This window comes from Serratia sp. CY40230 (genome assembly GCF_052168835.1).
In the GTDB taxonomy this organism is placed as follows: Bacteria; Pseudomonadota; Gammaproteobacteria; order Enterobacterales; family Enterobacteriaceae; genus Serratia; species Serratia nematodiphila.
Map to the genome: position 1 here is coordinate 529,212 of NZ_JBJNLX010000001.1, position 11,801 is coordinate 541,012.

An 11,801-nucleotide genomic window follows, 5' to 3' on the forward strand; every position below is an offset into this window, starting at 1 on the left:
GGCTGAACAAATAAGAAATAACCTTTACTTATGCAATTTAATACTAAGTGAATTATTTATCGTGGCTCTCGGGGGGTGAGGACGGGGGAAAATGATGAATGGCTTTAAAAATAATGAGATAAATAACCATACAAATAAAGAGCCTTAAGTCATCATGCAGAATAAAGTTATTAAATAGAGGTATTAGATATATGAAAAGGGCTCAGCATGCTGAGCCCTTCAGTGTCTGCTGCCCTGCTAACGCCTCAGGCGGTAGCCTCAGCCCCGAAAGCGCCAGGGCGGTTCTGTTGCAACCACTGCTGTACATAGCGCACCAGATCGCCGATGCAATCATCCTGCATGCCGTGGTGTTTCAGCTCGTTATCCAGCGCAAACAGGTATTGCGCGTTGGTACCCAGCGGGCCGCTGGCGCTGGCGATCAATGGCGCGATCACCTGGTGGCTGGTGTCTGCTTCAAACAGCGGGTGCTGCGCGTTCATCACGAACACCAGCGCCGTGACGGTCTCTCCGCCATCCAACTGCAGTTCACACCAGGTCGGCACGTAGCAGTCGGTCACCATTTCGCGCTTCCAAAGCAGCTCCAGCTCTTCACGCAGCTTACCTTCCGGCAGACGAAACGCCAATCCGGTGGTCTGACCGCCCTCTTTCAGCGCCAGCATGCGCCCCGGCTGATGCAGCGTGCCGCGCCCGGCGGTCAAACGCATGCAGAACGCCCGATGCCAGCCCTGCAGCATGGCGGGCCGCACTTCTTCAGATTCGAAAACCGGATTCCACATCAGCGAACCGTAACCGAATACCCATACCGGGCTGTGATCCGGCCGGCGCGATAACGTGCATTCCAACGAGGCTGCGCGCTGTTCAGGCGTCAGCAGCAGCGACTCCTCAATAGCGCCAAAGGCGGTTTTGCAATCCGCTTTTTGCAGAAAATCTCGCGTTAACACTGTTACAACCTCCCGGGAATACGATTTCTCGTCCTCCCTCGCCACTACTGAACCTTTGCAATTTTATTTTTTGGTGCGGAATTTTATTAATTCAATAACCGCGCCGATTAATAATGACCATATTCTTTTCCCGCCGCGCAATCAAGTTGCAAAGCGGCGTTAACGTGGAAAAGTATTTGTACTGAGCAGCAATAATATTAATTGCCGAGGTCAGCATAACGTCTGCGCGTTTTTTACCGGGGCATAAAGGCGTTACTTTTTATGCCAGCGTTCGTCGTCGCCCTTGCGATAGCTTTGCTTGACCGCCGCCCAGGCCACCTTATGCGCCGTCTCCTCCCGGCTGTCGTCACCGCGCCGATCGTCGGGATCCCGGTATTGTTGCCAGGCGCTGTTGAACGCTTCTTTATAGATCGCCTGCGCATGTTCCGGTAGCACATGCTTTACATTGTCCGGCAAGTCGCTCGTGTCTTGGTATGGCATCACGTCCTCCCGTGCGTATTGCGTGAACCTTAAGCCTAGCTCACACGCGGTTGCGCCTCAATGAGCAAACAATTCTCATTATCAAACGGCATGGTATACTCACCGCCAAACGACCTATAAGGAGATCCTCGTGACTACCGAAGCCCCCCGCTCACGCGCCCCCTACCTGATCGCCGTCAGCGCCGTACAGGACATCACCCCGCATCTGCGCCGCATCACCTTTACCGCTCCCGACCTGCGTTACTACCCGGCCAATGCCGCCGCTGCGCACATCAAAGTCTTTTTGCCGCTCGCCGGCCAGACGCAGCCGGATCTGCCCACGCTGACCGAAAACGGCCCGCGCTGGGCCGCGGACGCCGTGCGCCCGATCGTGCGCACCTATTCCATTCGCGCCGTGCGCCCGGAGCAGGCGGAAGTGGACATCGAGTTCGCCATCCATGACCACCAGGGCCCGGCGGTCGACTTTGCGCGTCAGGCGAAAGCCGGCGATAAAATCGGCATCAGCAATCCAGGCGGCCCCAAACCGATGCTGCCGGCCGCCGACTTCTACTGTCTGGCAGGCGATCCTTCCTCGCTGCCTGCGCTGGCCGCGCTGCTGGAAAACCTGCCGCCGCACGGCGCCGGGCGCGCTTTCATCCGCGTCGACAGCACTGCCGACGTGATTGACCTGAAAAAACCTGCCGGCGTTGAGGTGAATTGGATCGTCGGCGGCACGGAGAAAACCGACGAATTGATCGCTCGGTTCCGCGCGCAGTCCCTCCCGCAAGGCGAGACGCATTTTTGGCTGGCCGGTGAAGATCGTTTGGTGGTAGGGCTGCGCCGTTACCTGCGCCGCGAACGCCAATGCGATCGTAATCGTCTTTATGCCGTACCTTACTGGCGTGAGGGACTAAATGAAGAGGGTTACCACAATAAACGGCATGAAATCATGGACAACATTGACGACTAGCGGTCGTATTTTCCTTGAATAACCACGAACTAAATAAGTAAACACGACTTTTCTCAAATCTAACGTTGTAAATTGACGTTATTGCGTAAAAGTAAGTAAATAAAACCGCACCCCGTGCGGTTTTTTTGTTACTCTGATCACATAAAGCAAGCAATTGCTTTCTCAGATAAAAACAACATCACACCGGCGCCGCGGGTGTATCCTAATATAAAATACCTACTGGAAACGCAGAGTTGCCGCATCACGGCGACCGGCGCTGACGGGCTACGCTGTTTGAGAAGGAGTGCCACCCTCATGAAGTCGCAACACGATCCTGGCCGATCCACCAAATCTCGCCACACCGAATACTCGCTGATCTTCCCCATCGCCGCGCTGGTGGTGTTGAATTTATGGGGCAGCACCGCTAACTTTCCGCTGATCGTCGGCATCAATATTCTCGCGCTGGTGGGGATCCTCAGCAGCGCCTTCAGCGTGGTGCGCCACGCCGACGTGCTCGCCCACCGACTGGGCGAGCCCTATGGCTCGCTGATCCTCAGTCTGTCGGTGGTGATCCTCGAAGTCAGCCTGATCTCGGCGTTGATGGCCACCGGCGACGCCGCGCCGGCGCTGATGCGCGACACGCTGTACTCCATCATCATGATCGTTTCCGCCGGCCTGGTCGGCTTCGCGCTGCTGCTCGGCGGGCGCAAGTTCGCCACCCAGTACGTCAACCTCGGCGGCATAAAGCAGTATCTGATGGCGATTTTCCCGCTGGCGGTGATCGTGCTGGTGTTCCCGAGTGCGCTGCCGGGCGGCAACTTCAGCACCGGGCAAGCGCTGTTGGTGGCGTTGATCTCCGCCGCCATGTATGGCGTGTTCCTGGTGATCCAGACCAAAACCCACCAGAGCCTGTTCGTGTACGAGCATGAAGACGACGATGGCGATCCGCATCACGGCAAGCCTTCTTCGCACAGCAGCGCCTGGCACGCCGCCTGGCTCATCGTGCACCTGATCGCGGTTATCGCCGTCACCAAGTTCAATGCCAATCCGCTCGAAGGCTTGCTGACCAAAATGAACGCGCCGGCGCAGTTCACCGGTTTCCTGGTGGCGCTGCTTATCCTCTCGCCGGAAGGCCTGGGGGCGCTGCGCGCCGTGTTGAACAATCAGGTGCAACGCGCCATGAACCTGTTCTTCGGTTCGGTGCTGGCGACCATCTCCCTGACGGTGCCGGCGGTGACCATCATCGCTACCCTGACCGGGCAGACGCTGATCTTCGGCCTGCAAACGCCGCATATCGTGGTGATGTTGACGGTGTTGCTGCTGTGCCAGCTGTCGTTCTCGACCGGCCGCACCAACGTGCTGAACGGCACCGCCCACCTGGCGCTGTTCGCCGCCTACATGATGACTATCTTCGCCTGATCAAAAAGGGGCGCACTCTGTGCGCCCCTGCCTTCGTTTATACCGAGAAGAATATCGCCGCGGCGATCCCCCCGAACAAAATCCACTTGATGATGTAATAACCGGTGCGGTTCCAGGCCTTCAGCCGTTTCCCCACCCGGCGAATTGCATAGATGTATTTGAACATCTTGTTGACGCCGCCGGTGCGATCGCCCTCTTCATTCGGCGCCGTGGCGGCGCTCATCAGGTTGCGCCCCAGCCAGTGATTTACCGCCTGCGCCCAGCGGTAGCGCATCGGCCGTTCGATGTCGCAGAACAGGATCAGACGATTCTGCCCGCTCTGGTTTTCCGCGTAGTGCAGATAGGTTTCATCGAACATCACCCCTTCACCATCGCGCCAGCTGTAGCGCTCACCGTCCACCTCAATGAAGCAGCGGTCATCATTGGGGGTAATCAGCCCCAGGTGATAACGCAGCGAACCGGCGTAAGGGTCACGGTGGCGCGGCAAACGGCTGCCGTCCGGCAGTTCGGCGAACATCGCCGCCTTGACCGAAGGCAGGCTGCGCAGCAGTTCCGTGGTCTGCGGGCACAGGGTCATGGCGGAGGGATGGCTGTCCTCATACCATTTCAGATAAAAGCGTTTCCAACCGGTCTTGAAGAACGAGTTGAAACCGGCGTCGTTGAATTGATCGGACGCTTTGATCTGCTGGATCTCCATCAGCTTCTGTCCTTCGTCGCGGATGGTTTCCCAGTTCTCCCGCAGTACCGTCAGCTCAGGAAATTGCTCCGGCTTCAGGTACGGCGTAGTCGGCACACGGGAAAACAGATACATGAAGACGTTCAACGGTGCGGTAAAGGTGGAATGGTCAGACAGCTGCCGCCACACGTTGTAGCGCACCCGCCCGCGGTAATGCACATAGACGACGCATAAAATAAGCAAAAGCAGAATGATGTATTTCATGTTTGAATCGCATCAAAGAACCCACACGCTATGCGCCGCGCGGCGCACACCCCAGATAGTGTCCTTTTGGCGCCGCACGCAAATTGCGCGCCAATCTGGAACCCATTAATCATTAACGCTAACTCAACGAAAATCTATACAAATAACCACAATAATTTACACAAAGGTTAAACGAAATGGTAAATAGGCGGCGATAAAAAAGGCCGCCGAAGCGGCCTTTTCAGTAGCGGGTAGGTTAACTGTAAGCGTTGAGCGTGCGCTGGCACAAAGCGGAGCGTACGCAGTCCTGTTTTTCAAAGCGGATAACGCCGATCATCTCGTCCTCTTCGAAGCGCTCCAGGGCATCGCTGAGACCGGATTTCACGCCGCGCGGCAAGTCGCACTGGGTCACGTCGCCGTTAACGATAACCGTCACGTTTTCCCCCAGGCGGGTCAGGAACATTTTCATCTGGCTGGCGGTCACGTTCTGGGCTTCATCCAGGATAACGACCGCATTTTCGAAGGTGCGCCCGCGCATATAAGCGAACGGCGCAATCTCTACCTTGCCGATTTCCGGGCGCAGGCAGTACTGCATAAAGGAAGATCCCAAACGGCGCACCAGAATGTCATACACCGGGCGGAAATAAGGCGCGAATTTCTCGGCGATATCCCCCGGTAAGAAACCGAGGTCCTCATCCGCCTGCAAAACAGGACGGGTAACGATAATCCGGTCCACCTCTTTATGGATCAGCGCCTCCGCCGCCTTGGCGGCGCTGATAAATGTTTTGCCACAGCCGGCTTCGCCGGTGGCGAAGATCAGCTGCTTATTCTCTATGGCTGATAAGTAATGACCCTGAGCTTCGGTTCTAGCCTCGATGGGTGAGCTATCGCGCTTGTCTCGCGCCATGCCGATAGACTCGACTCCCCCCATTTGCACCAGCGAGGTCACAGACTCTTCTTCCAGCTGGCGATGACTACGAGCGTCACGACGAATAACGCGTTTCGCTTCACGACGTGCTTTGATCACTGCTTTCTGTCTACCCATAGTGGCACCTTACAGTTTGTTTCACCTACCGCAACGGCCAGGCCGCGCGATTATGTTTCACACACGTATTAGGTTTTGGCCTCCTCCGAGCCAATAAGAGCCAAGGGACAAAGTGAATCGACGGCAACGCTTAAGCGCCGTGTCTTCACGGGACAACGCGGACTGCATCAATAAACGTGGAGTAAAAAGTGATGAGATTCGGTAGCGATAAGGGTGCGGAGTTGCCGGTAAAAGAGAGTCGGAGAGAGAACCCTCGTTACAACGAGAAATCAGGGGAGATGTGTTATTTTTTCTTTCCAGCCCAACCAAGGACTTTACCATTAGCGATCCCCGCAGTGATATTTACAGCTTCAAGCTGTGCACCGTGTGAAAACTACCGCCAGATGATTACAGTATAATGACATTCAATCCTGTCGCGTTACTAAAATGTAAAAAAATTTTATATGTTTTGTTTTTAGTTATCGCTAAAACACTATATCACGCGCAACACGTCATTCCATAAAAATTTTTAACATATAAATTTCAACTGGTTACAATTAAAAACCGCGAATGACACTTTGGTTTCCCGATTAAATTTTGCGCTATCAAAAGCAGCAGAGATGGGTGTTTTTTTATCTGCTGGCGAAGCATTGAATTGCGTTTCATCGTTAACTGCCCCCCTGCAGCGGGTAAGACAAACGTAAAACGAGGCGGAAGATCCCGCCTCGTTATTCCGGCTTCAGGCCTTGAGCAGGCCGCTGGCCAGATAATCGCTGCCCTCTTTCACGCCCGGCAATACGAAGAAATACCCGCCGCCAATCGGCTTGATGTATTCCTCCAGCGCTTCGCCGTTCAGCCTTTTTTGCACCGTCAGGAAGCCTTTCTCCAGATCGGCCTGATAGCAGACGAACAGCAGCCCCATTTCCAGCTGGCCGGCATTGGAGACGCCAAGGGAATAGCTGTAGCCGCGCCGCAGCATCAAGTTGCTTTGGCTTTCCGGCGTGCGAGGATTAGCCAGCCGGATGTGCGCATCCATCGGGATCACCTTGCCGTCGGGATCGTTCGCGTAGTCCGGCTCGTCATGTTCACGCTTCATGCCCAGCGGCGCCCCGCTGTGCTTCTCGCGGCCGAAGATGGTTTCCTGCTCCTGCAGCGGCGTGCGATCCCAAAACTCGACGCGAAAACGAATAATGCGCGCCGCCTGATAGCTGCCGCCCGCCGTCCACGCCGGCTCACCGACGTTGTCGCCGACCCACACCACCTTATCCATCAGCGGTTTGTCGTCGGTTTTCGGGTTCGCAGTGCCGTCTTTGAAACCCAACAGGTTGATCGGCGTCTCTTTGCCTTTGCTGCGCGCCGCGTGCGCGGAGATGAACCCCTCCCGCTTCCAGCGCACGCTGAGCAGATCCGGCGAATGCTTAATGATGTCGCGCAGCGCGTGAATCACCGTTTCGTTGGTGTTGGCGCAGATCTGCAACAGCAGGTCGCCGTGGCAAAGCGCGGTGTCCAACGCATCGTTGGGGAAGCGGGTCATTTTCTGCAACCGCAGCGGCTTTTGCGCCTGCAGACCAAAGCGTTCATCAAACAGCGATGCGCCGACCGAGACGGTGATGGTCAGGTTGTCCGGGTAAATCTCCGGCCCCATGATGCCGGAATCGAGCGGCGGCAGCTTGGCGTCCACCTCCGGCGCCTTGCCGCCGTGGGTCAGGAAGGCGATGCGATCGGTCAGCAGCCGGAACAGGCGCTCCAGCCCCGCTTTGTCGGTCGCCAGCACATCGAACGCCACCAGCATCATCGCCGCCTGTTGCGGCGTCAGCACCCCGGCCTGATGGCGGCCATAAAACGGCTGTTTCTGCCAGCGCTCATCCTGCGGCGTCGCCAACGGCTCCGCCGCGTTACCCGCCGCCTGCGCCAGGCGGCTGCCGCCCAGCGCCAGCGCGCCCAGCCCCAGCCCTTGCAGCAAACGGCGGCGCGAAGGCGATGCCGCCCCCTGCGATTGCGGATGCGGCCCGTTATTCGGGCCTGCCTTGTTGCTCATAACCGTATGCCTCAGTCCAGACCCAATACGCCGCGCAGCTGGGAAAGATCTTCCGCCAGCGTGGTGATCGGCCCTTTCAACGCATTGCGATCGGCATCGGTCAGCTTCTCATAGGACTCATAACCCTCTTTGGTTTGGTACTTCGCCAAAATGGTGTCCACGGTTTTGAAGTTGGCGTCGATTTTGTCCAGCAGCGGCTTATTGGCCTTAACCAGCAGCGGGCGCAGCAGATTGACTATCTTTTGCGCGCCGTCGACGTTGGCCTGGAAGTCCCACAAATCGGTGCGGCTGTAACGGTCTTCTTCACCGCTGATCTTGCTGGCCGCCACCTCTTCGATCAGCCCGGCTGCGCCGCCCACCACCTTGCTCGGCGGGAAGGTCAGTTCACTCACGCGCTTTTGCAGCTCAACGGTGTCGTGATACAGACGATCGGCATATTGGCCCATGTCTTTGGTGGAGTTGTCGGCAAACAGCGCCTTCTCCAGACGGTGGAAGCCGGTGAAGTTCGGGTCCGCCGCTTTCTTCTCGTAGTCGTCTTCACGGGCGTCGATGCTGCCGTCCAGATCGGAGAACAGCTCGGCGATCGGCTCAATGCGCTCATAGTGCTGGCGGGTCGGCGCATACAGCTTGCGCGCCTGCTCCACGTTGCCGGCCTTTACCGCGTCGGTAAACAGCTTGGTCTGTTTCACCAACCCATCGACTTCTTTGGTGACGTAAACCTTGTATTCAGCGATCGGGCCGACCAGGTCCAGCGCGTTCGGCTTGCCGTCGGTGGCGCCGTTGGCCGCTGCGGTGACAGTCAGTTTGCCTTTCGGATTGCTCAGCAGCCCGCAGGTCATGTCATATTCGCCCGCTTCCAGCGTGGCGGTCATTTTCTGGGTAAAGCCCGGCGCGATGTTCTCGCGCTCTTCCACCACCATCACCCCTTTCAGGATTTCCCATTCGACGTTTTTCTGGCTGGTGTTGTGCACCACAAACTGCGTCTTGCCGGCCGGGACCGTCAGTTGCATCGGTTCGCACTGCTTGTCGTTAACCGTAACCTTGACCTGCGGCACGTCCGCCGCCAAGGCGTCGATGCTCAGCGCAAACGCCGGGATAGCCAGTAATGCTGCGTGCAACGCCTTGCGGCGAAATAACGGAGTAGACATACGAGATTCCCTATTAAACATTAATGATTGATTTTACGTTGCGCCGGGGCCGCTGCCGGCTCCGCGCGCTGCGGCAGGAAAAAGAAAATCAGCGCCGGGATCAGATACAGGAAGTAGACCGCCACTTCGCTGACCGTCGGCGCCTCCTGGTAACCGAGAATGCCTTCCAGCAGGGTGCCGAACAGCGAATGGGTCGACAGGGTGTTGCTGAAATCGAAGGCGATGTCCTGGAAGTGGTTCCACAGACCGGCTTCGTGGAAGGCGCGGATCGCCCCGGCGGCCAGGCCGGCGGCGACGAACAGAATGAACAGGCTGGTCCATTTGAAGAATTTGGCCAGGTGCAGCTTCACCCCGCCCCAGTAAATCATCATGCCCAGCACGATGGCGGCCACCAGGCCGAGCACCGCGCCGATCGGCGCCGCGGCGCCCACGTCTTGCTGGAACGCCGCCAGCAGGAAGAACACCGACTCCAGCCCTTCGCGCGCCACGGCGAAGAACACCATCGCCACCAGCGCCCACCCCTGCCCTTTACCGGCGCTGAGCGCCTGATCGATAGCCCCTTCCAGATGCACCTTGACCGATTTGGACACCTTACGCATCCAGAACACCATATAGGTGAGGATCAGCACCGCCACCGCCGCCACGATGCCTTCGAACAGCTCTTGCTGTTTCTGCGGGAACTCGCCGGTGGTCTCATTGATGAAGATGCCGAGCGCCAGACACAGCGCCGCGGCGACAATCACGCCGATCCACACCGCGCCCAGCCATTGGCTGCGCTGCGTGCGCTTCAGGTAGCTGGCGATCAGGCTGACGATCAGCGCGGCCTCCAGCCCCTCACGGAACATGATAAGAAAGGGAACGAACATAACCAATCACCCCTGAAAAGACCGCGGCGGCAGAGAAAACCGGCTCGAAATGAGCCGCGGCGAGTATGTAAAGAAACGTAAAATACAACGAGAGTGATTATCATTCTGGCAAAAAGAAATACAAGAGGCACAAGCGTGATTTTTTCTAATCAAATGTCGCCAGGTGTTACAGCCGAATGACGGGCAAACAGGCAAAAAGAAGGGGCGCTCTGCGCGCCCCTTGCCGACTGACATCAAACGGCGTTATACCGTTTTGTATTCGGCTTCCGCCTGATCGAAACGTTCGGTCATGGTTGAGGATGGCTGGCGGCCCATCAGGCTCACCACCACAATGGCCAGGCAACCCAGGATGAAGCCAGGGATGATTTCGTACAGGCCCAGCCATTCGTACTGTTTCCAGACGATCACCGTCACCGCACCGACCAGCATGCCGGCCAGCGCACCGTTGCGGGTCATGCGCGACCACATTACCGAGATCAGCACAACCGGGCCGAAGGCGGCACCGAAACCGGCCCAGGCATAACTCACCAGGCCCAGCACGCGGTTCTCCGGGTTGGCCGCCAAGGCGATGGCGATCAACGCCACTACCAGCACCATCACGCGGCCGACCCACACCAGCTCACGCTGGCTGGCGCCCTTGCGCAGGAACGCCTTGTACAGGTCTTCGGTGATCGCGCTGGAGCACACCAGAAGCTGGCAGCTCAGGGTGCTCATGACCGCCGCCAGAATCGCCGACAGCAGCACACCCGCCACCCATGGGTTGAACAGCAACATCGCCAGTTCGATGAACACGCGTTCGCCGTTCTGCGACACGTTACCGGCCTGATCCGGGTTATTGGCGAAGTAAGCGATACCGAAGAAACCGACGGCGATGGTCCCGGCCAGGCACAGGATCATCCAGGTCATGCTGATGCGGCGCGCGCTGCGGATGGTGCGGTGAGAATCCGCTGCCATGAAACGCGCCAGGATGTGCGGCTGGCCGAAGTAGCCCAGGCCCCAACCCAGCAGCGACAGGATGGCGACGAAGTTCAGCCCCTTCAGCATGTCGAGGTTGGCCGGATTCTTCGCCTGGATCACCAGCATCGAGGTATCGATGCCGCCGACGGCGAAGATCACGATCACCGGCGTCAGGATCAGCGCGAAAATCATCAGGCTGGCCTGTACGGTGTCGGTCCAGCTCACCGCCAGGAAACCGCCGATAAAGGTATACAGGATGGTCGCCGCGGCGCCGGCCCACAGGGCGGTTTCGTAGCTCATGCCGAAGGTGCTTTCGAACAGGCGCGCGCCGGCCACGATGCCGGAGGCGCAGTAAATGGTGAAGAACACCAGAATGACGATGGCCGAGATCACCCGCAGCAGCTTGCTGTTGTCTTCAAAACGGCTGGTGAAATAGTCCGGCAGCGTCAGGGCGTTGTTGTTGGCTTCGGTATGCACGCGCAGCCTTCCTGCCACCAGCTTCCAGTTCAGGTAAGCGCCGATGGTCAGACCGATGGCGATCCAGCTTTCGGAGATGCCGGAGAGGAAGATGGCGCCCGGCAGGCCCATCAGCAGCCAGCCGCTCATGTCGGAAGCCCCGGCGGACAGCGCGGTCACCACGCTGCCCAAACTGCGGCCGCCGAGAATATAATCATCAAAGTTGTTGGTTGCCCGGTAGGCAAGCAGGCCGATCAGCACCATCCCGAAAATGTACACCAGGAAGGTCACCAGCATAGGTGTGCTCATTGTCATTTAATTCTCCACTTTCATTATTATTCGCGTTTCGCTCCGGCCAAGCCGGCGCCGGTAAACCCACGCGCAATGCATTTCACTGGCCGCCGCGCCGGAACGTGGCGCAGCCTGCGAGCGAGTGCAGGTAAAATAGTTTCTGCCCGTAATTGTTGACCGTCGGTTATCCTAGATGAGCCTTTCATCAACCAACAAGATATTTAACAACAAAGTTACACAAAGTTTACCCTGCGTCACATTTACCGGGCTCAAAGGTTGCACTCACGACAAGTAAAATGAGTTGCACCTTGCCATTACCCTTATATACCGCAGG

The 11,801-nt window shown here is 57.5% G+C and carries 10 protein-coding genes; 2 read left to right on the top strand and 8 right to left on the bottom strand.

Annotation, left to right across the window (positions count from 1 at the left end; translation table 11 throughout):
- Window positions 1-245: 245 nt before the first annotated feature.
- Entirely contained in the window at window positions 246-941 is a 696-nt protein-coding gene (locus ACJ8IJ_RS02485) for a gamma-glutamylcyclotransferase (RefSeq protein WP_021504033.1), read from the bottom strand.
- A 252-nt stretch (window positions 942-1,193) separates the two neighbouring features.
- Window positions 1,194-1,421, bottom strand: coding sequence for a putative cation transport regulator ChaB (gene chaB / locus ACJ8IJ_RS02490; protein ID WP_004934720.1), 228 nt, complete (start codon window positions 1,419-1,421; stop codon window positions 1,194-1,196).
- Between the two features lie 130 nt (window positions 1,422-1,551).
- Between chaB and ACJ8IJ_RS02495 the strand changes: the two genes are divergently transcribed.
- Complete coding sequence (locus ACJ8IJ_RS02495) at window positions 1,552-2,370, top strand: siderophore-interacting protein (protein ID WP_442518238.1); 819 nt, start codon at window positions 1,552-1,554, stop codon at window positions 2,368-2,370.
- 294 nt (window positions 2,371-2,664) lie between these two features.
- A complete protein-coding gene (gene chaA, locus ACJ8IJ_RS02500) occupies window positions 2,665-3,768 on the top strand; it encodes a sodium-potassium/proton antiporter ChaA (RefSeq protein ID WP_004934723.1) in 1,104 nt (367 codons plus the stop codon).
- 37 nt (window positions 3,769-3,805) lie between these two features.
- Here chaA and lpxO read toward each other — a convergent pair whose 3' ends face one another.
- The 6 genes from lpxO to putP all read right to left on the bottom strand — a co-directional run bounded on the left by lpxO (window position 3,806) and on the right by putP (window position 11,491).
- On the bottom strand, window positions 3,806-4,708 hold the full coding sequence (lpxO, locus tag ACJ8IJ_RS02505) for a lipid A hydroxylase LpxO (RefSeq protein WP_021504035.1): 903 nt from the start codon (window positions 4,706-4,708) through the stop codon (window positions 3,806-3,808).
- 235 nt (window positions 4,709-4,943) lie between these two features.
- Window positions 4,944-5,732 (bottom strand): phosphate starvation-inducible protein PhoH, encoded by a 789-nt coding sequence (gene phoH, locus ACJ8IJ_RS02510; protein WP_004934726.1) that lies wholly within the window; start codon window positions 5,730-5,732, stop codon window positions 4,944-4,946.
- 718 nt (window positions 5,733-6,450) lie between these two features.
- On the bottom strand, window positions 6,451-7,749 hold the full coding sequence (efeB, locus tag ACJ8IJ_RS02515) for an iron uptake transporter deferrochelatase/peroxidase subunit (protein WP_442518239.1): 1,299 nt from the start codon (window positions 7,747-7,749) through the stop codon (window positions 6,451-6,453).
- A gap of 11 nt (window positions 7,750-7,760) precedes the next feature.
- Window positions 7,761-8,897: an iron uptake system protein EfeO gene (gene efeO / locus ACJ8IJ_RS02520; RefSeq protein WP_004934728.1), complete on the bottom strand. Its 1,137-nt coding sequence runs from the start codon at window positions 8,895-8,897 to the stop codon at window positions 7,761-7,763.
- 20 nt (window positions 8,898-8,917) lie between these two features.
- Window positions 8,918-9,763 carry an iron uptake transporter permease EfeU gene (gene efeU / locus ACJ8IJ_RS02525; protein ID WP_004934730.1) on the bottom strand — a complete coding sequence of 282 codons (846 nt, stop codon included), beginning with the start codon at window positions 9,761-9,763 and terminating at the stop codon, window positions 8,918-8,920.
- Between the two features lie 243 nt (window positions 9,764-10,006).
- Window positions 10,007-11,491 carry a sodium/proline symporter PutP gene (gene putP, locus ACJ8IJ_RS02530; RefSeq protein ID WP_015378228.1) on the bottom strand — a complete coding sequence of 495 codons (1,485 nt, stop codon included), beginning with the start codon at window positions 11,489-11,491 and terminating at the stop codon, window positions 10,007-10,009.
- Between the last annotated feature and the right edge of the window lie 310 nt (window positions 11,492-11,801).

What these genes read in the sequence shown, in the direction of transcription:
- chaB (WP_004934720.1), bottom strand. Translation starts at nt 1,421, where the DNA reads ATGCCATACCAAGACACGAGCGACTTGCCGGACAATGTAAAGCATGTG.
- efeB (WP_442518239.1), bottom strand. Translation starts at nt 7,749, where the DNA reads ATGAGCAACAAGGCAGGCCCGAATAACGGGCCGCATCCGCAATCGCAG.
- lpxO (WP_021504035.1), bottom strand. Translation starts at nt 4,708, where the DNA reads ATGAAATACATCATTCTGCTTTTGCTTATTTTATGCGTCGTCTATGTG.
- efeU (WP_004934730.1), bottom strand. Translation starts at nt 9,763, where the DNA reads ATGTTCGTTCCCTTTCTTATCATGTTCCGTGAGGGGCTGGAGGCCGCG.
- putP (WP_015378228.1), bottom strand. Translation starts at nt 11,491, where the DNA reads ATGACAATGAGCACACCTATGCTGGTGACCTTCCTGGTGTACATTTTC.
- phoH (WP_004934726.1), bottom strand. Translation starts at nt 5,732, where the DNA reads ATGGGTAGACAGAAAGCAGTGATCAAAGCACGTCGTGAAGCGAAACGC.
- efeO (WP_004934728.1), bottom strand. Translation starts at nt 8,897, where the DNA reads ATGTCTACTCCGTTATTTCGCCGCAAGGCGTTGCACGCAGCATTACTG.
- chaA (WP_004934723.1), top strand. Translation starts at nt 2,665, where the DNA reads ATGAAGTCGCAACACGATCCTGGCCGATCCACCAAATCTCGCCACACC.